At 67.2% G+C, this 21,633-nt stretch carries 22 protein-coding genes; 12 read left to right on the forward strand and 10 right to left on the reverse strand.

Annotation, left to right across the window (positions count from 1 at the left end):
• Positions 1-91: 91 nt before the first annotated feature.
• Entirely contained in the window at positions 92-265 is a 174-nt protein-coding gene (locus B2W22_RS13650; RefSeq protein ID WP_175123724.1) for a hypothetical protein, read from the forward strand.
• Between the two features lie 6 nt (positions 266-271).
• On the opposite strand, the gene B2W22_RS13655 is transcribed toward B2W22_RS13650, so the two are convergent.
• Together B2W22_RS13655 and adh are read right to left on the reverse strand one after the other, a co-directional pair.
• Entirely contained in the window at positions 272-649 is a 378-nt protein-coding gene (locus tag B2W22_RS13655) for a DUF779 domain-containing protein (protein ID WP_175123723.1), read from the reverse strand.
• Between the two features lie 90 nt (positions 650-739).
• Positions 740-2,269: an aldehyde dehydrogenase gene (adh, locus tag B2W22_RS13660; protein WP_175123722.1), complete on the reverse strand. Its 1,530-nt coding sequence runs from the start codon at positions 2,267-2,269 to the stop codon at positions 740-742.
• Between the two features lie 222 nt (positions 2,270-2,491).
• Here adh and B2W22_RS13665 point away from each other — a divergent pair, with 222 nt between their 5' ends.
• Complete coding sequence (locus B2W22_RS13665) at positions 2,492-4,498, forward strand: sigma-54-dependent Fis family transcriptional regulator (protein ID WP_239216386.1); 2,007 nt, start codon at positions 2,492-2,494, stop codon at positions 4,496-4,498.
• Positions 4,499-4,620: 122 nt separating this feature from the next.
• On the opposite strand, the gene trpC is transcribed toward B2W22_RS13665, so the two are convergent.
• The 6 genes from trpC to rpe all read right to left on the reverse strand — a co-directional run bounded on the left by trpC (position 4,621) and on the right by rpe (position 10,325).
• The gene (trpC, locus tag B2W22_RS13670) at positions 4,621-5,409 is read right to left on the reverse strand and encodes an indole-3-glycerol phosphate synthase TrpC (protein WP_175123721.1); all 789 of its coding nucleotides are present in this window, start codon (positions 5,407-5,409) and stop codon (positions 4,621-4,623) included.
• Positions 5,406-6,437, reverse strand: coding sequence for an anthranilate phosphoribosyltransferase (gene trpD, locus B2W22_RS13675; RefSeq protein ID WP_056565041.1), 1,032 nt, complete (start codon positions 6,435-6,437; stop codon positions 5,406-5,408). The genes trpC and trpD overlap by 4 nt, the downstream gene beginning before the upstream one ends.
• Before the next feature lie 11 nt (positions 6,438-6,448).
• Positions 6,449-7,015, reverse strand: a complete 567-nt coding sequence (locus B2W22_RS13680; RefSeq protein WP_105237103.1) for an aminodeoxychorismate/anthranilate synthase component II — start codon at positions 7,013-7,015, stop codon at positions 6,449-6,451.
• A 55-nt stretch (positions 7,016-7,070) separates the two neighbouring features.
• On the reverse strand, positions 7,071-8,591 hold the full coding sequence (gene trpE, locus B2W22_RS13685; RefSeq protein ID WP_175123720.1) for an anthranilate synthase component I: 1,521 nt from the start codon (positions 8,589-8,591) through the stop codon (positions 7,071-7,073).
• Between the two features lie 287 nt (positions 8,592-8,878).
• Positions 8,879-9,586: a phosphoglycolate phosphatase gene (locus tag B2W22_RS13690; protein WP_056319270.1), complete on the reverse strand. Its 708-nt coding sequence runs from the start codon at positions 9,584-9,586 to the stop codon at positions 8,879-8,881.
• 10 nt (positions 9,587-9,596) lie between these two features.
• Complete coding sequence (gene rpe / locus B2W22_RS13695) at positions 9,597-10,325, reverse strand: ribulose-phosphate 3-epimerase (protein ID WP_056565028.1); 729 nt, start codon at positions 10,323-10,325, stop codon at positions 9,597-9,599.
• Positions 10,326-10,451: 126 nt separating this feature from the next.
• Here rpe and apaG point away from each other — a divergent pair, with 126 nt between their 5' ends.
• From apaG to B2W22_RS13720, 5 genes are all read left to right on the forward strand, one after another.
• Entirely contained in the window at positions 10,452-10,826 is a 375-nt protein-coding gene (gene apaG, locus B2W22_RS13700; RefSeq protein ID WP_056565024.1) for a Co2+/Mg2+ efflux protein ApaG, read from the forward strand.
• A 40-nt stretch (positions 10,827-10,866) separates the two neighbouring features.
• Positions 10,867-12,171 (forward strand): murein transglycosylase A, encoded by a 1,305-nt coding sequence (locus B2W22_RS13705; RefSeq protein ID WP_286938139.1) that lies wholly within the window; start codon positions 10,867-10,869, stop codon positions 12,169-12,171.
• Entirely contained in the window at positions 12,168-13,337 is a 1,170-nt protein-coding gene (locus B2W22_RS13710) for a UbiH/UbiF family hydroxylase (RefSeq protein ID WP_286938141.1), read from the forward strand. The genes B2W22_RS13705 and B2W22_RS13710 overlap by 4 nt, the downstream gene beginning before the upstream one ends.
• Before the next feature lie 116 nt (positions 13,338-13,453).
• Positions 13,454-14,242, forward strand: a complete 789-nt coding sequence (locus tag B2W22_RS13715) for a DsbC family protein (RefSeq protein WP_175123717.1) — start codon at positions 13,454-13,456, stop codon at positions 14,240-14,242.
• A 67-nt stretch (positions 14,243-14,309) separates the two neighbouring features.
• A complete protein-coding gene (locus tag B2W22_RS13720; RefSeq protein ID WP_175123716.1) occupies positions 14,310-15,266 on the forward strand; it encodes a D-2-hydroxyacid dehydrogenase family protein in 957 nt (318 codons plus the stop codon).
• Between the two features lie 77 nt (positions 15,267-15,343).
• Here the strand turns inward: B2W22_RS13720 and ttcA are convergent, their stop codons facing one another.
• Positions 15,344-16,312, reverse strand: a complete 969-nt coding sequence (gene ttcA / locus B2W22_RS13725; RefSeq protein ID WP_175123715.1) for a tRNA 2-thiocytidine(32) synthetase TtcA — start codon at positions 16,310-16,312, stop codon at positions 15,344-15,346.
• Position 16,313: 1 nt separating this feature from the next.
• On the reverse strand, positions 16,314-16,673 hold the full coding sequence (folB, locus tag B2W22_RS13730) for a dihydroneopterin aldolase (RefSeq protein WP_056565007.1): 360 nt from the start codon (positions 16,671-16,673) through the stop codon (positions 16,314-16,316).
• Positions 16,674-16,794: 121 nt separating this feature from the next.
• Here folB and B2W22_RS13735 point away from each other — a divergent pair, with 121 nt between their 5' ends.
• From B2W22_RS13735 to B2W22_RS13755, 5 genes are all read left to right on the forward strand, one after another.
• Positions 16,795-17,697, forward strand: coding sequence for an NAD(P)/FAD-dependent oxidoreductase (locus B2W22_RS13735; RefSeq protein ID WP_175123714.1), 903 nt, complete (start codon positions 16,795-16,797; stop codon positions 17,695-17,697).
• A gap of 223 nt (positions 17,698-17,920) precedes the next feature.
• Positions 17,921-18,889, forward strand: coding sequence for a Bug family tripartite tricarboxylate transporter substrate binding protein (locus B2W22_RS13740; protein WP_286938145.1), 969 nt, complete (start codon positions 17,921-17,923; stop codon positions 18,887-18,889).
• Positions 18,890-19,555 (forward strand): 3-oxoacid CoA-transferase subunit A, encoded by a 666-nt coding sequence (locus B2W22_RS13745; RefSeq protein ID WP_175123712.1) that lies wholly within the window; start codon positions 18,890-18,892, stop codon positions 19,553-19,555.
• Between the two features lies 1 nt (position 19,556).
• On the forward strand, positions 19,557-20,267 hold the full coding sequence (locus B2W22_RS13750; RefSeq protein ID WP_175186572.1) for a 3-oxoacid CoA-transferase subunit B: 711 nt from the start codon (positions 19,557-19,559) through the stop codon (positions 20,265-20,267).
• 176 nt (positions 20,268-20,443) lie between these two features.
• Positions 20,444-21,415, forward strand: a complete 972-nt coding sequence (locus tag B2W22_RS13755; protein WP_175139581.1) for a Bug family tripartite tricarboxylate transporter substrate binding protein — start codon at positions 20,444-20,446, stop codon at positions 21,413-21,415.
• The last annotated feature ends 218 nt before the right edge of the window (positions 21,416-21,633 follow it).

The raw sequence follows: 21,633 nt of genomic DNA on the forward strand, positions 1-21,633 counted from the left end.
CACCTGGCCCGCCGCACGGCGACGGCTGCACGACGTCGGCCGCTTCGCCCAATCATCCTTCGCAAGATTTCTCGTCAACGCAACATCAGCAATGAAAAACGCAAGCAGCGCCTATCGCGGTGCGCCCATGCCGGGCGGCCGTTCGTTCACGCAATTCCGCGCCGCCCGCATCCGGCGGGTGTCCTTCCAGTGGAAACAGGCCGAACGCGCCGGCCTTCAGGACGACACCTTGTCCAAGGGCGGCGGCCACGGCAAGCGCGGCTAAGGCGCGCTATCCCTTCGTCACCGGCCCGACGTTCGCCCACTCGTCATCCGAGTACAGCCGAGACCGCAGCAGAAACCGCTTGCCTTCCGCACTGTCCAGCGAAAACGCGCCGCCGCGTCCGGGCACGGCGTCGATGACGAGCTGGGTGTGTTCCCAGTAAGCGAACTGGTCTTCACCGATCCAGAACGGGCAGCCTTCCAGATCGCCCAACAGCACATCCGAGCCGCCCACCATGAACTCGCCCTGGGGATAACACATGGGCGAGCTGCCGTCGCAGCAGCCCCCGGACTGGTGAAACATCAGCGGCCCGTGCTTGGTGCGCAAGGTGTCGATCAGCTGGCGCGCCTCGTCGGTCGCAACCACGCGTGGCGTGTGCTCTGGCATGACGGGATTCCTCTGCAAGCGCGCCGGGCGGACCCGGCGCGCAGGTTGGCCGCGCAAGCGGCTTGGGATGGACAGATCAAGCCAGGCTGATCAGAAGAACCCCAGCTTCTTCGGCGAATAGCTCACCAGCAGGTTCTTCGTCTGCTGATAGTGGTTGAGCATCATCTTGTGGTTCTCACGCCCGATGCCCGATTGCTTGTAGCCGCCGAATGCCGCGTGCGCCGGATAGGCGTGATAGCAGTTGGTCCACACGCGTCCCGCCTTGATCGCGCGTCCCATCCGGTAGCACGTGTTGGCGTCGCGCGACCACACGCCCGCGCCCAGGCCGTACAGCGTGTCGTTGGCCAGCGCCAGCGCATCATCGGCATCCTTGAACGTGGTGACCGCCACGACCGGCCCGAAGATTTCTTCCTGGAACACGCGCATCTTGTTGTGGCCCTTGAACACGGTGGGCTGCACGTAGTAGCCGCCTTCCAGCCCGCCCTGCATCTGCGCGCGCGAGCCGCCCGCCAGCACGTCGGCGCCTTCCTGCTTGCCGATGTCCAGGTAGGACAGGATCTTTTCCAGCTGCTCGGTGGAAGCCTGCGCGCCCAGCATGGTGTCGGCGTCCAGCGGGTTGCCCTGCTTGATCTCGGCCACGCGTTTCAGGGCGCGTTCCATGAACTTGTCGTAGAGCGATTCCTGGATCAGTGCGCGGCTGGGGCACGTGCACACCTCGCCCTGGTTCAGCGCGAACATGACGAAGCCTTCGACGGCCTTGTCCAGGAAATCGTCGTCCTGCGCGGCCACATCCGCAAAGAAGATGTTGGGCGACTTGCCGCCCAGTTCCAGCGTGACCGGGATGATGTTCTGCGACGCGTACTGCATGATCAGCCGCCCGGTGGTGGTTTCACCGGTGAACGCGATCTTGGCAATGCGCTTGCTCGATGCCAAGGGCTTGCCGGCTTCCAGCCCGAAGCCGGTTACCACGTTGACGACGCCCGGCGGCAGGATGTCGCCGATCAGTTCCATCAGCAGCAGAATGCCCAGCGGCGTCTGTTCGGCCGGTTTCAGCACCACGCAATTGCCGGCGGCCAGCGCGGGCGCGAGCTTCCACGCAGCCATCAGAATGGGGAAGTTCCACGGGATGATCTGGCCGACCACGCCCAGCGGTTCATTGAAGTGGTAGGCCACCGTGTCGTGATCGATCTCGGACAGCCCGCCTTCCTGGCTGCGGATGCACGACGCGAAATAGCGGAAGTGGTCGATGGCCAGGGGAATGTCGGCGGCTCGGGCCTCGCGGATGGGCTTGCCGTTGTCCCAGGTTTCCGCCGTGGCCAGGCGTTCGAGGTTGGCTTCCATCACGTCCGCAATCTTCATGAGCATGCGGGCGCGTTCGGCGGCCGGGGTCGAACCCCATTTTGGCGCGGCGCGGTGCGCGGCATCCAGCGCCAATTCGATGTCGCGCTCCTTCGAGCGCGCGTTGCGGCTCAGGGTCTGGCCCGTGACCGGCGTGACGTTGTCGAAGTATTCGCCATCCGCGGGCGACTGCCACTTGCCGTCGATGAAATTGTCGTACTGCGTCCTGAGGTCCAGGCGGGTGCCGTAGGTCTCCGGGGTAACGCGGGTCGCGATATCCATGCTTGTCTCCGTATTGTTGGGATGGTGGCAGTGGGCTGCCTGTCCGGTATCAAGCAAAACGCATGCCAGTCGGGGCATCCCGGCTGGACAGCCCGCCGCACGCGTGCGAAAGTAGTTTTTCGCTTGTTCCATGTCGCAATCCGCGACGGTGTCGCGCAACAGGTGTCGCGCAACGGGTGTCGCAGCACAGGCGTCGCAGAACGCCGGTCCCAGGAGACATACATGGCCTCTCACTCCGGTAGGCAGACGCTGACGCAGGCGCGCCTGCTCTTTAACCAGCAGGGCGCGGTGCCGGGCGGCATGGTTGCCGAACCCATCCTGCGTTCCTGGCGCCGCTGCGCCGACCTGGGCTTCGACATGCGTGGCGTGCGACGCGCCGATCTCATGACGCAGGGCGAACTGCGCGAAGCCCAGCAGCGCAACGAAGCGCTGCGCCGCCTGTCCGAACCCGCCATCGCCTATCTGCGCCGCCAGGCCGGCGGCAGCGGCAACCTCGTCATCCTGTCGGACGCGCAGGGCCTGGTGCTGGACTCGGACGGCGATACGGGATTTGCGCATCGCGCCTCGCGCGTGGCGTTGATGCCGGGCGCGCCGTGGGACGAAGCCGCCGCCGGCACCAACGCCATCGGCACCGCGCTGGTCGAAGGCCGGCCCATCGCCGTGCACGGCGCCGAACACTATTTCGAACCCAACCGCATCCTGACCTGCGCGGCCGTCCCCATCACCGACAGCGAAGGCCGCACGCTCGGCGTGCTTGATCTCTCCAGCCAGGCCCGCGACGTGCGCCCCGATGTGCTGGCACTGGTGCGCGGGGCCGTGGACCGCATCGAACACCAGTTGTTCGAAAGCGCCTATGAACCCTGCACGGTGCTGCGCCTGCATGCCGACCCCGCCGGGCTCGGCCAGCCCGGCGAAGCGCTGCTGGCCTTCCAGGGCGACCTGCTGATCGGCGCCAACCGGCGCGCGCTGCAGGCGCTGGCGCTGGCGGCGACCGCGCTGGGCGTGTACCGCTACGCGGACGTATTCGACGGCGACATCGAACGATGCCCGGACGCGACGGGCAGGGTGCACACACGCACAGGCGCGGTCTATCACGCGCGGCTGCGCATGCCGCGCACGCGCGCACCGCAACCGCCCGCCGCGCCCCTGTCGCGCGCGCCGGGCGCGCTAGCCAGGGCGCCAGCCCCCAGCTTCGATGCCGCGACGCTGGGCGCGCTGGCGCGCGCCGTGCATCTGGCGGACGCCGGCGTGTCGATCCTGCTGCAGGGCGAAACGGGCGTGGGCAAGGAAGTGTTTGCGCGGCAGATCCATGCGCGGGGGCAGCGCGCGGCCGGCCCCTTCGTGGCGGTGAACTGCGCCGCCTTGCCCGAAAGCCTGATCGAATCGGAACTGTTCGGCTACGAAGACGGCGCCTTCACCGGCGCGCGCCGCCAGGGCAGCAAGGGCCTGTTGCGGCAGGCGCATGGCGGCGTGTTGTTCCTGGACGAGATCGGCGATATGCCGCTGCTGCTGCAATCCCGCCTGCTGCGTGTGCTGCAGACGCGCGAGGTCTCGCCATTGGGCGCGGCGCGGCCCGTGCCGGTGGACTTCACCCTGGTGTGCGCCACGCATCGGCCGCTGGCGCACGAAGGCCCGGACGCACCGGTGCGTCCCGACCTGTACTTCCGGATTGCCGAATACACCGTCACGCTCGAGCCCCTGCGCGCGCGGGCAGACCGCCTGGAATTGCTGCGCGAGCTGTGGGCGGCGCAAGGCGCGGGTCCCGCGCTGCCGCCCGCTATTGAAGCCGTGCTTGCGGCATATTCCTGGCCCGGCAATTACCGGCAACTGGCGTCGGTGCTGCGCACGTTGCATGTGCTGGCGGGACCAGCGGGCAGGGTGGATGCGGACATGCTGCCGGCGGAATTGCGCGGTGCAGCGAGCGCCGCGAAGATCGAAGCCATCGCGTCGGGCGTCGACACGTCGGGCGTCGCTACGTCGGGCGTAGCCACCTCGGGCGAAACTACGTCGGGCATCGCCACGCCGGGCGGCGATGCATCGCGCACCGCAACAACGACGCTCGCGCCGGCCGGAGGCTCAGGCGATCTGCACGCCATGACGGACGCCGCCATCCGGGCCGCCTTGGCCGAGCACGGCGGCAGCGTCAGCCGCGCGGCGCGCGCGTTGGGCGTGCACCGCAGCACGGTGTACCGGCGCGGCGCTGCATGGGGCCTGGCTCGGCCGAAATAGCTGTTGGAAGGAGAAACGAGCGAGGGATCAGCCGATTGGCCGATCCCTCGTCTGGCGATGCGCCGCATGACGCATGCGCCGTCCGGCACGGCAAGACGGCAACGCCGCCCGCCGCCGCGGGTTCACCCGATCAGACGCGCCAGTTCCGCGCCAGGATCCTTCGCGCGCATGAAAGCTTCGCCCACCAGGAACGCGTCGACCTTGTGCTCGCGCATCAGCTTCACGTCTTCCGGCTTGAGGATGCCGCTTTCGGTCACGACGCGTTTGCCTGCGGGAATGCGCGGCAGCAGGTCCAGCGTGGTCTGCAAGCTGGTCTCGAACGTGCGCAGGTTGCGGTTGTTGATGCCCAGCAGCGGCGTCTTGAGCGTGAGCGCGACTTCCAGCTCCTTGGCGTCGTGCACTTCGACGAGCACGTCCATGCCCAGCTCGATCGCCAGCGTTTCGTAGTCGCGCAGTTGCGCGGGCGTAAGCGCGGCCACGATCAGCAGCACGCAGTCGGCGCCCATCGCGCGCGCGGCGACGATCTGGTAAGGATCGATCACGAAGTCCTTGCGCAGCACCGGCAGCGCGCACGCGGCCCGCGCCTGGCGCAGGTGGTCGTGCGAACCCTGGAAGAACTGCACGTCGGTCAGCACGGACAGGCAGGCCGCGCCGTGCACGGCGTAGGTGGCCGCGATTTCGGCGGGCGCAAAGCCCTCGCGGATGACGCCCTTGGAGGGCGAGGCTTTCTTGATTTCAGCGATGACGCCGGCCTTGCCTTGCGAGATCTTGTCTTCGATGGCTTGAGCGAAGCCGCGCACGTCCTGGCGCGCCTGCGCTTCGCGCAGGACTTCGGCTTCGCTGCGCATCTGGCGGGCGGCGGCGACTTCCTCGGCCTTGACGGCGAGGATCTTCGCGAGAATATCGTTCATTTCTGGAATGTCCGGGTGTATGCGCAGAATTCTTCCAGCTTGGCTCGCGCCGCGCCGGTGGAAATTAGTTCAAATGCTAGCGCTAAGGCTTCGGGAATGGAATCGGCTTTGTTGCCGGCATAGATGGCGAGCCCGGCGTTCAGGGCGACGATGTCTCTGGCCGCGCCTTCGACATTCTCCAGCGCCTCTATGACAAGCTCGCGCGACTGCTCGCGATTGGACACCTTGATGCTCCGGTTGGACATCATGGATAGCCCGTAGTCCTCGGGATGAATCTCGTACTCGCGGACCACGCCGTCCTTCAGTTCGCCGACCATCGTGGCCCCGCCCAGCGAAGCCTCATCCATGCCGTCCTTGCCGTGCACGACCAGCACGTGGCGCGAACCCAGGCGTTCCAGCACGCGCACCTGGATGCCGACGAGGTCGGGGTGGAAGACGCCCATCAACTGGTTGGCGGCGCCGGCCGGGTTGGTCAGGGGACCCAGGATGTTGAAGATCGTGCGCACGGCCAGTTCCTTGCGGACGGCGGCCACGTTCTTCATCGCGCCGTGGTGGGCGGGCGCAAACATGAAACCGATGCCGGTCTCCTGGATGCATTCGGCCACCTGCTCGGGCGTCAGCACCAGGTTGGCGCCCAGCGCCTCCAGCACGTCGGCGCTGCCGCTGGACGACGAGGCGCTGCGGTTGCCGTGCTTGGCGATCGGCACGCCGGCCGCGGCTGCGACGAACATCGCAGTTGTGGAAATGTTGAACGTGTGGCTGCCGTCGCCGCCCGTGCCGCACATGTCCAGCAGGTCGTTCGGATTGGGCGTGACCACGGGCGTGGCGAACTCGCGCATGACCTGCGCCGCGGCGGTGATCTCGCCCACGGTTTCCTTTTTGACGCGCAGGCCCATCAACAGCGCGCTGGCGATCTGCGGCGACATCTCGCCGCGCATCAGCATGCGCATCAGGTGCAGCATTTCGTCGTGGAAAATTTCGCGGTGTTCGATGCAGCGCGTCAGCGCTTCGGAGGGGGAAATCGTCACGGTGCGTCCTTTCAGGCGAGGTTCAGGAAATTGCGCAGCAGGGCGTGGCCGTGCTCACTCAGTACGGATTCGGGGTGGAACTGTACCCCGTATAGCGGCAGGGTCTTGTGCCGCACACCCATGATGTCGCCATCCGGCGCCGTCGCGGTGACCGCCAGGCAGTCCGGCAGGGTGGCCGGATCGATGGTCAGCGAGTTGTAGCGGATGACAGTGTACGGCGTCGGCAGGCCTTCAAAGATGTCAGTGCCCGTGTGCGACAGCTGGATCGTCTTGCCGTGCATGATCTGCTGCGCGCGCACGATGTCGCCGCCGAAGGCCGCGCCGATGGCCTGGTGGCCCAGGCACACGCCCAGGATGGGCTTCTTGCCGGCGTACGCCTGGATCAGCGGCACCGAGATGCCGGCCTCGGCCGGCGAGCACGGGCCGGGCGACACGCAGATCTGGTCGGGATTGAGCGCAGCCACTTCTTCAAGCGTGATCTGGTCGTTGCGCGCCACGCGCACGTCCACGCCCAGCTCGCCAAAGTACTGCACCAGGTTGTAGGTAAAGGAATCGTAGTTGTCGATCATCAACAGCATTTTTTTCTCCTCTGGGCCGTTCTGCGGCCCGGACGGTGTCAGTTTGGCCGGGGCCTCAGATGGGTTCGTCCAGGCCGTGCTGCACCTGCTCGGCCGCGCGCAGCACGGCGCGCGCTTTGGCTTCGGTCTCGGCCCATTCGGCTTCAGGGTTCGAATCGGCCACGATGCCGGCGGCCGCCTGCACGTACAGCGTGCCGTCCTTGATGACGCCGGTGCGGATGGCAATGGCCACGTCCATCTCGCCGCCGTAGCTCAGGTAGCCGGCCGCGCCGCCGTAGATGCCGCGGCGCACGGGTTCCAATTCGTCGATGATCTTCATGGCCTCGACCTTGGGCGCGCCGGTCAGCGTACCGGCCGGGAACGAGGCGCGCAGCACATCCATGCTGCTCATGCCGGGATTCAGGGTGCCGGTCACGTTGGACACCAGGTGCATCACGTGCGAGTAGCGCTCGATCACCATGGTGTCGCTGACCTTTACCGAGCCCACCTGCGCGACGCGGCCCACATCGTTGCGCGCCAGGTCGATCAGCATGACGTGTTCGGCGATCTCCTTCGGGTCGGCCTTCAGTTCGGCCGCCAGCGCCGCGTCTTCCTCGGGCGTGCCGCCACGCTTGCGGGTGCCGGCCAGCGGACGAATCGTGATCTGCGACTTCGGCTCGCCGTTTTCCACGGTGCGTTCCTGGCGCACCAGGATCTCGGGCGATGCGCCCACCACCTGGAAATCACCGAAGTTCCAGAAGTACATGTAGGGGGAGGGATTGAGCGACCGCAGGGCGCGGTAAAGGGAGAGGGGCGAATCGCGGAAGGGCTTGGCGATGACCTGGCCGATCTGCACCTGCATCAGGTCGCCGGCGGCGATATGTTCCTTGGCGCGCAGCACGGCCGCCAGGTAGTCCTCTTTCTTGAAATCGCGCCGTTCCTCGGTCTGCATGCTGGCGTGGCTGTACGGAATTTCCACGGGGCGGCGCAGGCGGGCGCGCAGGTCGGTCAGGCGCTGCTGTGCGCGGCTGTAGGCCTCGGGCTGGCTGGGGTCGGCATAGACCATCAGGTAGATACGGCCGGCCAGGTTGTCGACGATGACCAGTTCGTCCACGTGCATCAGCATCAGGTCGGGCGTGCCGCCTTCCATGCCGGCCGGGAACGGCTTGACGGCGGGGCCCAGGCACGGCTCGATGTGGCGCACGGTGTCGTAGCCGAAGTAACCGGCCAGACCGCCGCAGAAGCGCGGCATGCCCGGACGCAGCGCGACCTTGAAGCGGCTCTGGTATTGCTCGATGAAGGTCAGCGGATCGCCGTCGTGCGTCTCGGCGACCTTGCCGTCGTGCAGCACTTCGGTGCGCGTGCCGCTGGCGCGGATCACGGTGCGCGCCGGCAGGCCGATGAACGAGTAGCGGCCGAAGCGCTCGCCGCCCACCACGGATTCCATCAGGCAGGTCATGCGGCCGGCCAGGGGACCGGAGTGCGCCAGTTTCAGGTAGATGCCAAGCGGGGTGTCCAGGTCGGCGTAGGTCTCGGCCACCAGCGGAATGCGGTTGTAGCCTTGTGCCGCAAGGGCCTTGAATTCGATTTCGGTCATGTCGGGTCTCGTAAGCGGTGTCTGCTTTCGGACCGGGCACGCAACAAAAAACCCGGTCCAGTTGACTGGTTCCGGGTTGGGCGCTGTTTACACAGTGTCGGCTCTAGGCGGCAAGGTCGCGTCTAGGGCCGGGAAGGGGAATCATCGCCACCCGGAAGACAAACGCCACCAACGCCACGAGGCGCCGAGCATTTGGTTCTGGATGGAAACGTTCATTTAGCGGTTCGGTAATGAAGTACGCGGAAGTGATGCGCGGTAGTGAATTCTTGCCTGGGTTGCGACGTGCATTAAGCGGGGACTTTTGCGGCGTTCTGGTTTTGATTCCAGAGCGCGACCCACTGTGCGGCGTCAACAAGCGTGTCAACTATACCATCGACATCCAGCTCGCGCACGTCACGTCCTTCGTTGTAGCCATATGGCACCACCAGGACCTGCGTGCCGGCGCTGCGGCCCGCCTGCGCGTCATTGATGGAATCGCCGATCGTCACGGCCTCGTTCACGCCCACGCCCATCAGGTCGCACGCATGGTGGATCTGGTCGGGATCGGGCTTGCGGCGCTCGCAGGTGTCGCCGCACACCACGGCCTCGAAAAAGCCCGCCAGCCCCGTGCGCTGCAAGAGCGGCAAGGTGAATTCCGTGGGCTTGTTGGTGACCACGGCCAGCTTCAGGCCCTGGTCGCGCATGAGTTTCAGGCCTTCGATCACGCCCGGGTAGACCTGCGCGCGCTCGCCGTTGACCAGGTGGTAGTGGCGGTAGAAAGCCTCGCGGGCGCGCTGGAATTCGTCGGGCGCCGGGTCGGCGGCATCGAGCGAACCGGCCAGGCTGCGCCGCACCAGGTTGTCCACGCCCTTGCCGACGAACGTGGCGACCACGTCCTCGCGCAGCGCGATCATGCCAAGTTCAACACGCATGGCGTTGGCGGCAAAGGCCAGATCGGGAATGGAGTCGAGCAGGGTACCGTCCAGGTCCAGCAGCGCGGCGCGAAAAGCGGTCATGTCGGGTTCCTTAGACAGCGGTGGTTTCGCCGATGGCGATCTGGTCGCGCATGGCCTTGATGATGCCGGCGTAATCCGGCTTGCCGAAGATGGCCGAGCCGGCCACGAACGTGTCCGCGCCCGCGGCGCGGATCTCGGCGATGTTGTCGATCTTGACGCCGCCGTCCACCTGCAGAACGATCTCCTGGCCGCCGGCCTGCATCCACGCATCGATGCGGGCGCGGGCCTCGCGCAGCTTGGTCAGCGCCGCCGGAATGAAGCTCTGGCCGCCAAAGCCCGGGTTCACCGACATGATGAGCACCAGGTCGATCTTGTCCATGACGTAGTCCATGTAGGACAGCGGCGTGGCGGGATTGAAGACCAGACCGGCCTTGCAGCCGCTTTCGCGGATCAGGGACAGCGTGCGGTCCACGTGGGCGCTGGCGTCGGGGTGGAAGCTGATGTAGTCGGCGCCGGCCTTGGCGAACTGCGGCACCAGCGCGTCCACGGGCTCGACCATCAGGTGCACGTCGATCGGCACCTCGACGTGGGGGCGGATCGCGGCACAGACCATCGGGCCGATCGTCAGGTTGGGGACATAGTGGTTGTCCATCACGTCCACGTGGATCCAGTCAGCGCCGGCGGCGACGACGTTGCGGACTTCCTCGCCCAGCCGGGCGAAGTCAGCCGACAGGATGCTGGGAGTAATGCGGGTGGAGGCCGTTTGCTTGGACATGATGTTCGGGGTCGGGGAGGGCATAATGTGCCATTATTGCAGTTTGAGGCGCCGCAGCGGGTATGCCCCGGCTGGCGCGCCTGAAATTCCGTCTTTCAAGCGTGGGCGCCCATGTTCCGCCGCCCGCGTGCAGCCACACAGGGAAGGACTGTGAAACCTTACGACCTGAGCGTCTCTGTCTCTCCGCGCTTCGTGCCCGAACAGTCCGACCCCGGCGAACAGCAATTCGTGTTCGCCTACACCGTCCGCATCACCAATACCGGCGAACATCCCGCGCAGGTGATCAGCCGCCACTGGATCATCACCGACGGCAACCAGCGCGTGCAGGAAGTGCGCGGCCTGGGCATCGTGGGGCAGCAGCCCCTCCTGGCCCCGGGCGAGACCTTCGAATACACCAGCGGCTGTCCCCTGCCCACGCCGGTGGGCACGATGCGCGGCATCTACCACTGCGTCGGCGAGAACGGCATTCCGTTCGAAGTGCCGATCACCGAATTCGTCCTGGCCATGCCGCGCACCTTGCACTGAGTATGGTCCGGCCTTCCGTTGCACGTTTTTCCCTCTGCACATGAAGCGCATTCTTAGCCTGTCCGTGCTGTCGATCCTGCTGGCGGCATGTTCCACCCCCTCGGATATTCCCCCTGAATCCGGCCTGCCCGCCACGCCCGGCGCGCGTCCGCCCGCAGCGGACGGCCCGCTCGTCGTGCCGCCGCTGGGCTCGCTGCCCGACACCGCGCCGCGCGCGCTGGCTGGCAAGCTGAAGCCAGCCAACTGGTCCGAGCTGCCCGGCTGGAGCGCCGACGATCTATCCCAGTTCTGGCCCCTGTTCCTGCGCAACTGCAAGGGGCTGATGCGGCCCACCAGCGGAAACCTGGCCGCGCCCGCGCGTGCCACGCCGCGCGCCTGGCAGCCGGTCTGCGCCGCGGCCATCGACCCGGCCCGCGCGCCCGCCGCCGGCGACGCCGAAGGCGTGCGCCGCTTCCTGCAGACCTACCTGCAACCGTGGCGCCTGAATGCGGCCGACGGCAAGCCGGCCACCAATACGGTGACGGGCTACTACGAACCCCTGGTGCGCGGCTCGCGCCGCCAGGGCGGTGTCTACCAATGGCCGCTGTACGCGGTGCCCGCCGACCTGCTGACGATCGACCTGGGTTCCATCTACCCCGACCTGGCCGGCAAGCGTGTGCGCGGCAAGCTCGACGGCAAGCGCGTCGTGCCGTACGACACGCGCGCCGCCATCGAATCGTCGTCCGGCCGCCGCCCGCCCGTGGTGGTCTGGGTGGACGACCCCGTGGACAACTTCTTCCTGCAGGTCCAGGGCTCCGGGCGCGTGCAGCTGACCGACGGTCCCGACGCCGGCAAGACCATCCGCGTCGCCTACGCCGACCACAACGGCCAGCCCTATGTGTCCATCGGCCGCTGGCTGATCGACCGCGGCGAACTCACCGCCGACCAGGCGTCCATGCAGAACATCCGGGCCTGGGCGCAGCGCAATCCCAAGCGTGTCCAGGAAATGCTCAACGCCAATCCGGCCGTGGTGTTCTTCCGCGAAGAGGCGGTCGTGGATCCTGAACAAGGCCCCAAGGGCGCTTATGCCATCCCGCTGGCGCCGCGGCGCTCGGTGGCGGTGGACGCGACCTTCGTGCCGCTCGGCACGCCGCTGTTCCTGTCCACCACCTATCCCGCGTCGGACCGGCCCTTGCAGCGCCTGGTGTTCGCCCAGGACACCGGCACCGCCATCCGGGGCGCGGCCCGCGCCGACTTCTACTGGGGTTACGGCGAAGAAGCCGGCCAGCAGGCCGGCCGCATGAAGCAACGCGGCCAGATGTGGCTGCTGTGGCCCAAACAGGCCGGGGAGCCTTCCGCACGATGAGCCATCAGATCGTAGTTTGCGGGGCCGGCATCGTCGGCCTGTCCACCGCCCTGGCGCTGGCCCGCCGCGGCCAGCGTGTGGCCGTCCTGGCGCCGCGCGCCGCCGTGCCGCCCGCCGATCCCAACCGCTATCACCCCCGCGTCTACGCCATTTCGCCGGCCAGCCAGCGCTTCCTGGCCGACATCGGCGTGTGGGATGCCATGCCCGCGTCGCGGCTGATGGCCGTGCAGGCCATGGAAATCCACGGCGACGCGGACGGCCAGGTCAACCTCAATGCCTGGCAGGCCGCGCTGCCGCAACTGGCCTGGATCGTCGAATCCGGCGAGATCGAGCGCGTCCTGATCCAGGCCGTGCGCATGTTCGGCATCGCCTGGCTGGAAGACCGCTGCACCGGCTACCAGAACGGCGCTGTCGACACCGAAAGCGGCGCGCGCATCCAGGCCGAACTCTTCGTCGGCGCCGACGGCGCGGCTTCGCCGCTGCGCGAGGCGGCCGGGATGAAGCACGAAGCCCAGTCCTACAACGACACCGGACTCGTCGTGCATCTGGACTCGGAACTGCCGCACCAGGGCACCGCGATCCAATGGTTCCGCGACGACGGCGTGCTGGCGCTGCTGCCGCTGCCCGATACCGCGGACGGCCCCCAGGTTTCGATGGTGTGGTCCATGCGCAGCGAGCTGGCCCAGCAACTGCTGGACCTGCCGCAGGAAGCGCAGACCGCCCGCCTGGAGGCGCTGCTGGCCGAGGCTGCCGAAGGGCGGCTGGGCCGCCTGAAGGTCCGCAGCAAGCTGCACGGTTTTCCGCTGACGCTGGAGCGCGCCCAGATGGTGGCGCCCGGCATCGCGCTGGCCGGAGACGCCGCGCACCGCCTGCACCCGCTGGCGGGACAGGGCCTGAACCTGGGGCTGGGCGACGTCGAGGCGCTGGCCCGCATCGTCGCCGAGCGCGAACCCTACCGGCAGGCCGGCGACCTGCGCGTGCTGCACCGCTACCAGCGGGCGCGCGCCGAACCGGTCCTGGCCATGCGGCTGGCGACCGACGGGCTGCACAAGCTGTTCGGATCGAAGGCGACGCCGCTCGTCTGGCTGCGCAACGCCGGCATGCACTGGGTCGAGGGCGCGCCGCTGATCAAGCGCCGGCTGATCGCGGGGGCGTCGGCCAATTAGGACTGACCCGGCCCCGTCTGATACGGATCCGCCCACCCGCCGCCTGCCGCGGCCGCCCGACCCGGATCGGTTACGCTTTCCGGCTGAGCACACGACTGACAAGACCAGGAGTACCGATGAAATTCCGCATTCCCGCCACGCTGGCGGCCTGTTTCCTCGCCGCGGGTATCGGCTTGTCCGCCACGGCCCATGCGCAGGGCGCAAAATCCGTCTCCACACAGTCCGTGGGGCAGGCGGCCAAGGGCGAAAAAAGCGTCTCCACCACCGAACTCGATCCGCAGTCGGCCGCCGTCAAGGAACGCTTTCAGCAACGCTTTTCCGGCATGAACGTCACGACCGTGCGCCGCACGCCTTATGGCCTGTTTGAAGTGCAGCTCGGCATGGACCTGATCTACACCGACGAAGGCGTGACGTGGGTCATGGAAGGACCGCTGATCGACGCCGCGACGCGCCGCGACGTCACCCGCGAATCCCAGGAAAAGCTCAGCGCCGTCACGTTCGACCAGCTGCCGCTGGACCTGGCGATCAAGCAGGTCAAGGGCGACGGCTCGCGCAAGGTCGCGATCTTCGAAGATCCCAACTGCGGCTATTGCAAGCAGTTGCGCAAGACGCTCGAAGATGTGGACAACCTGACCGTCTACACCTTCCTCTACCCCATCCTGTCGCCGGATTCCAAGGTCAAGGTGCGCAATGTCTGGTGCGCCAAGGACCAGGGCAAGACCTGGGACGACTGGATGCTGCGCGGCAAGACGCCGCCCAACGCCAATTGCGACGTGCCCGAAGACAAGCTTTTGGAGCTTGGCCAGCAGCTGATGGTGCGCGGCACGCCGACGCTGTTCTTTGCCGACGGCTCGCGCATCAGCGGCGCGCTGCCGCTGGACCAGCTCAAGGCCCGTTTGAACTGACCGGCGCGCGTCGCGCCGGCCCGGGAAAGGGGGGCGCGGCAAGCGCCATCCCTCCCGGAGACAAGACTTGAAAATCGCAATACTCGACGATTACCACGACGTAGCCCGGCGCTATGCGGACTGGACCTCGCTGGGCGGTGACGCCGAGGTGCAGATCTTCAACAACTTCATTCCCGACGACCAGGTCGAGGCCTCGCTCGAGCCCTTCGACGTGATCGTCGCCATGCGCGAGCGCACGCCATTTCCCGCCGAGCGCATCCGCGCCCTGCCCAAACTGCGCCTCCTGGTCACCACCGGCATGCGCAACAACGCCATCGACATGCAGGCCTGCGCTGAGCAGGGCATCGTCGTGTCCGGCGCGCCCGGCAGTGCCGACGCCAACACCGCCACGGCGGAACTGGCCTGGGCGCACATCCTGGGTCTCTTCAAGCACCTGCCCGCCGAAGACGCCGCCATGCGCCGCGGCATGTGGCAGACGGCCATGCCCGAGCCGCTGGCCGGCAAGCGCCTGGGCGTGGTGGGCCTGGGCAAGCTGGGCGCCGCGGTGGCCAAGGTGGGTCTGGCCTTCGGCATGGACGTGGTGGCCTGGAGCCCCAACCTGACCGACGAGCGCGCCGAGGCCGCCGGCGTCACGCGCGTGGACAAGCACGAACTCTTTTCCACGTCCGACGTGGTGAGCCTGCACCTGATTCTGTCCGATCGCAGCCGCAACGTGGTCGACGCCACCGCGCTGGCCGCGATGAAACCGACCGCATATTTGGTCAATACCTCGCGCGCCGGACTCGTCGATCAGGAAGCGCTGATGGACGCGCTGGTGAAGTTCCGCATCGCGGGCGCAGGGCTGGATGTGTATCCCGAAGAGCCGCTGTCGCCCACCGACAGCGTGCGCGACCTGGACAACGTGATCCTGACCCCGCACCTGGGTTACGTCAGCCGCGAAAACTTCGAGGCCTTCTACCAGAACTGCCTGGAAGCCGTGAAGGCGTGGGCAGCGGGCTCGCCGATCCGGGTGTTGAACGCCTGATTGCGCCCGAGCAAAAAAATGGGGCTGCCTATCGCAGCCCCATTTTCATTTGGGATGGTCGCGTTGCACGCGGCGCATCACCCGCGCGAGAACACCACTTTCTTCTCGACGATCGCGCCCGGCTCCAACGCCGGCGGCGTATCGCCGCACGCATCGTCCGACTCGTCCGTGGGATCGACCGTATCAAACGCCGTGTCGCCGTTGGCATCTGGCACGCCCGTGGGCTTCAAGCCGACGAAATCGAACAGGTCGCGGTCCATCAGATGCGAAGGCACCACCCGCGACAGCGCATTGAACACGTTCCACGACCGGCCCGGGTGCTGCTTGTCCCATTCCTTGATCATGCGGCCCACTTCCTTGCGCTTCAGGTTCTCTTGCGAACCGCAGAGATTGCACGGAATGATCGGGAACTGCTTGAGTTCGGCGTAGGCGATCAGGTCGGACTCGACAACGTACGCGAGCGGGCGGATCACCGTGTGGCGGCCGTCGTCGGACACCAGCTTGGGCGGCATGCCCTTGGCCTTGCCGCCATAGAACAGGTTCAGGAAGAACGTGGCCAGGATGTCGTCGCGATGATGGCCCAGCGCGATCTTCGTGGCGCCCAGTTCCGATGCGACGCGGTACAGAATGCCGCGACGCAGCCGCGAACAGAGCGAGCACATCGTCTTGCCCTCTTCCAGCACGCGCGTCACGATCGAATACGTGTCCTGCGTCTCGATGTGGAACGGAACACCCAGTTCCTTCAGGTACTGCGGCAGGATGTGGTCGGGAAAGCCCGGCTGCTTCTGGTCCAGGTTCACCGCGATCAGTTCAAACTTGAACGGCGCGCGCTTCTGAAGCTGCAGCAGGATGTCCAGCATGGCATAGGAATCCTTGCCGCCGGACAGGCAGACCATCACGCGGTCGCCTTCCTCGATCATGTTGTAGTCGGACAAGGCGCGCGTGGTCTCGCGCGCCAGCCGCTTGGTCAGCTTGTTGCCTTCGTGGCGTGCCTTTTCGTCGGCGGGCGTGCGAAATTGCACGCCGGGGGGAGCGATATCGTTCATGTCAGCGATTGATCTGGATTTCCACGCCCACCGCCGCACAGTCGGAGAAGGCCATGGGCTTGCTGATGCGCAGGCGCAGCGCGCGGATTTCCTGGAAGTCCGCCAGGAGGCGCGCCGCCACTTGTTCGGACAGGGTTTCGATCAGGTTCACATGCGCCTGCGTGCATTCCTCGACGATGGCCTCGCGCAGCCGGCGGTAGTCCAGCACGCTGTGGATATCGTGGTCGTCCACCGAACGCTGGATGTCGACGTCGAATTCGGCATCGACGTGCAGGGGCTGGGTGGCGCGGCGCTCGTGTTCGAGGATGCCGATGCGGGCGTCGAGCGCAAGGCCGGAAAGAATGATGCGGCGAGTGGGCATGATGAAAACCTGGGTGGAATAGCCCGAATTGTAAGGCGACGGCGGATGGGGGGACGCGCTGGCTACAATTCGGCCATGTCCGGGCGCCCGCGAGGCGCCGGCGCAGTCAATAAGGGGTGAAATGCAACAGATGCACGATTCGGTCATTGTAGGCGGCGGCCCGGCCGGCGCCTCCTGCGCCCTCTGGCTGGCCCGCCTGGGCCTGTCGCCGCTGCTGGTCGAGGCCAGCGCCCGTCTGGGCGGGCTGGGCAATGACAACCCGTTCGCCGACGACTGGATCGCCGTCTTGCCGGGCGTGACCGGCCAGCAGGTGGCCGCCAACATCGACACCAGCGTGCGCGCCGCCGATGTGCCGGTACGGCTGGAAACCCGCGTCACCGGCGTGCGGCCCTGCAAGGGCGGCATCGAGGCCACGCTCGCCGGTCCGGACGGCCAGGAAACCCTGGCCCGCGCCCGCACTCTGGTCATCGCCTCGGGCGTGCGCGCCAAGGGACTGCCCGACCACCCGCCGGGTGCGTCCTGGCCGGGCGTGCTGATCGGCCCCGGCTCACCCATCGTGGCGCAGGACTATTCCGGCCTGTCAGTCGCGGTGCTGGGCGGGGGCGACAACGCCTTCGAAAACTACGTCTACGTGCGCAACCGCGGCGCGCGCAATGTCCATCTCTACGCCCGCAGCGTGCGCGCCCAACAGCAATGGGTGACGCGCGCCGGTACCGAAGGCGTGCACATCGGACCCTACAAGGTCGACCCGGCCACCCGCAGCGTGGACGGCCGGCAGTACGACCTGATCCTGGTCTTTTACGGCTGGGAACCACAGGCCGCGTTTGCCGACGACCTGAGGCTCGCGCGCGACGAGCGCGGCTACATCCGCACTGACTTCGCCACCGCCGAGACCAGCGTGCCCGACATCTACGCCATCGGCGAGGTCGCGCACCGCATGCACCCCTGCGTGGTGACGTCGATGGCGGATGGCGTGGTCGCGGCCAAGGCCATCCAGCGGCGCTGGGAGCGCGCGGGGGCGTAACACCCAGTGCCCGGCTGCCGGCCCTGAACACGCCGGCCGGCCGCCGCAGCGTTGGCCGGCACGGCCATCGTGGCGCCTGCGGCAGTGAAACCGCGTCGGCCAGAATGCGTACTTCAGCCCAGGCGAACCCACACCTCCGGATTCCGGAATAGGCAATTGCCACCCCCGCGCCCACACTCGTGCTCACGAGTTGACCAATCAATGGTCACGCAGGGAGACAAGCATGATGTGTGCGCATCGCTGGCTGGCAGCCGGCGCGATGGCCATCGCCATCGCGAGCCCGGCGCAGGCGGCCTGGCCTGAACGGCCCATCACCCTCATCATCCCGGCCGCGCCGGGCGGCACCACGGACATCTCGGCGCGCCTCATCGCCGACAAGCTGGCCGCCAAGCTCGGCCAGCAGGTCATCGTCGAGAACCGCGCCGGCGCCGCGGGCATCATCGGCGCGCAGGCGCTGGCGCGCGCCAAGCCCGACGGCTACACGCTGCTGATGGGCAACATCGGCCCCAACGCCATCAACTACGCGCTTTACAAGACGCTGCCCTATAAGCCCGCCGACTTCGCGCCGGTGACGCTCGTGATTTCGGTGCCCAACGTCCTCGTCGTCAACGAAGCCTCGCCCGCCCGCAGCGTGGCCGATCTGCTGGCGCAGGTCAGGCAGGATCCTTCCAAGGTTTCCTTCGGCAGTTCCGGCGCGGGCCAGTCGCCGCACCTGTCCGCCGAAATGTTCAAGCAGCGCGCCGGCATCCCCGGCACGCACGTCGCCTACAAGGGCGCCGGCCCCGCCGTGGCCGCGCTGCTCGGCCAGCAGTTCACCTTCATGATCGACAACCTGCCCAGCTCCATGCCGTACATCCAGGCCGGCAAGCTGCGCGCGCTGGCCGTCACCAGCGACAAGCGCCTCGCCGAATTGCCGAACGTGCCGACCATGGCCGAGGCCGGCGTGAAGGACATGGTGGTCACCGCGTGGTTCGGCCTGGTCGCGCCCGCGGGCACGCCGCAAGACGCCGTCGACAAACTCTACGCCGCCACGCGCGACGTGGTGCGCAGCCCCGAGATCAGCGAACGCTTCAAGGCCATGGGCGGCCAGGCGGGCGGCAACACGCCCGCGGAGTTCGCGGCCTTCATCGACCAGGAACGCGTCCGCTGGAAAAGCATCGTGGACGCCGCGGGTCTCGTGCAGGAGCAATAGGTGATCGACAAGATTCAGGAATCCATGGCGCAGGCCGTGGCCGTCATTCCCGATGGCGCATCCGTGCTGGTGGGCGGCTTCGGCGAAGCCGGCGTGCCCTACGAACTGCTGCACTGCCTGGCCGAACTGGACCGGCGCAACCTCACCATCATCTCCAACAACGCCGGCACCTTCGAACGCGGCATCGCCGCGCTGCTGGTGCGCAAGCAGGTCCGCAAGATCATCTGTTCGCACCCGCGCCCACCCAACTCCGAGGCTTTCGCCCGCGCCTACCGCGCAGGCGAGGTCGAACTGGAATGCGTGCCCCAAGGCACCCTGGCAGAACGGCTGCGCGCCGCCGGCGCGGGACTCGGTCCGTTCTACACGCCCACCGGCTACGGCACCGAACTGGCCGAGGGACGGCGCCAGGAGGTCATCGACGGTATCGGCTACGTGCTCGAGCAGCCCCTGCGCGCCGACTACGCCCTCATCCGCGCGCACCTGGGCGACCGCTGGGGCAACCTCATGTACCGCCACGCCGCGCGCAACTTCAATCCCGTCATGTGCATGGCAGCCGGACACGCCATCGCGCAGGTCGACGAGATCGTGCCGCTGGGCGCGCTGGTGCCCGAGCAGATCATGACGCAGGGCATCTTCGTGAAATCCGTCGTGCGCGTGGAGGCCTGACATGCAAGACATCATCGGCCTGACCCGCCAGCAGATCGCCCAGCTTCTGGCCAGCGACATTCCCGATGGCGCCATCGTCAACCTCGGGATCGGCATGCCGACCCTGGTCGGCGACTACTTGCCCAGCGGCCGCGAAATCCTGCTGCACAGCGAAAACGGCATTCTCGGCATGGGCCCCGCCGCCACCGGCAACGACATCGACCCCGACCTCATCAACGCCAGCCGCCAGCCCATCACCTTGCTGCAAGGCGCGTCCATCACCGAACACACGATCTCTTTCGCCATGATGCGCGGCGGCCACCTGGACTACGCGGTCCTGGGCGCCTTCCAGGTGTCCGAGCGCGGCGACCTCGCCAACTGGAAAACCGACGCCACGAACGCCATCCCCGCCGTCGGCGGCGCCATGGACCTGGCCGTTGGCGCCAAGCAGGTCCTGGTCACCATGGAACACCGCGGCCGCGACGGCACGCCCAAGATCCTGCGGCAATGCACCTATCCGCTCACCGGCAAAGGCGTGGTGTCGCGCATCTATACGGACCTTGCCGTCATCGACGTCATGCCCGTGGGTTTGGAGGTGCACGCGATGAAGGCGGGCGTGACCGAAGACTTCCTGCGGTCGGTCACCGACGCGCCGTTGCACTTTCCACAATCGCCGCGAACGATCGTCGTGGATGGCACGGGCGTGCCGCGATACGCGCAATCGACCCGCTGACGCAGCCGCGCCGCGACACACGTAAGCGGGATTCTGCGCGGGGCGCGTCGCGATGTGCGTAAGCGACCGGCTTGCGCAGCCACGCCGAGATGTGCGCAAACGACTGGCAGGCGCAGCCGTTCCTGCCGCCCTGATGATGACCCACGTCCGCCCCGCGCTGGGCAAAGGAGCTACCGATGATCCGTTCAATCCTGGCAGCCGCGTCGGCAAGCGTGCTGTGTCTAGGCGCCAGCGCCGTCGCGCACGCCGCGCCAACCTATCCGGACAAGCCCATCACCTTGCTGATCCCGTACCCGCCGGGCGGCAGCGCAGACATGCTCGCGCGCCCGCTGGGCGCAGAACTCCAGAAGAAGTGGGGCCAACCGGTCGTCCTCGAATACAAACCCGGCGCAGGCGGCGCCATCGCCTCCGCCCAACTCGCCCGCGCCAAGCCCGACGGCTACACGCTCCTGATGGTGCTGGCCGCCCACACCATCAACCCCAGCCTCTATCCCTCGCTGCCCTACGACACCCGCAAGGACTTCGCGCCAGTCTCCCTCGTCGCCACACTGCCCATGCTCGTCGCCGCCCCGCTCGCCACACCCGCCAACACCGTCAGCGAACTGATCGCCTACGGCAAGGCCAACCCCGGCAAGCTGAGCTTCGCGTCCGCCGGCAACGGCAACACCAGCCACCTGGCCGCCGAGATGTTCAAGAACCAGACCGGCGCCGACATGATGCACGTGCCGTACAAAGGCAGCGGTCCTGCGGTCGTTGCGCTGCTCGGCGGCGAAGTGTCCTTGATGTTCGACAGCATCTCGACCTCGCTGCCGCAAGTGCAGGCCGGCAAATTGAAAGCAATCGCCGTCACCGGCGAACACCGCTCTCCGCTTCTGCCCGACGTCCCCACCGTCGCAGAAACCGTTCCCAACTTCGTCGTCAACGGCTGGTACGGGATATTGGCGCCGGCGGGCACGCCGGGGGCGGTGGTTGATGCAGTCAGCAAGGGAATTGCGGAGGCGGTGGCGGTGCCTGCGTTGAAGGGGCAGTTGGCGGGATATGGATATGAGGTGGTGGGGTCTACGCCTGGGGAGTTTGGGGCGCATATCGAGCGGGAGTTGGGGACTTGGAAGAGGGCGGTTGAGGTGTCTGGGGCTAAGGTGAATTGAAGGGTTGTCTCGGCTTGGGAAGGCTGAGTTAGGTGTCTGATAGCGGCCTTCGTGGCGATAGTCTTCGTAGGTCGCCCGACGCCGTGGTCACCGGGGAGGCGATCGCCCACGATTGCGGTCCGGAGCCTTCGCTCCGGACTTCGCGTTCGTCATCTTCGTCCGCCTTCGGCTCCCTTCAGATTCCCTCGTGCTGATCGACGCGCCCCGCACCCCGCGCC

The organism is Achromobacter sp. UBA4530 (assembly GCF_002388205.1).
Classification (GTDB): domain Bacteria; phylum Pseudomonadota; class Gammaproteobacteria; order Burkholderiales; family Burkholderiaceae_B; genus Achromobacter; species Achromobacter animicus.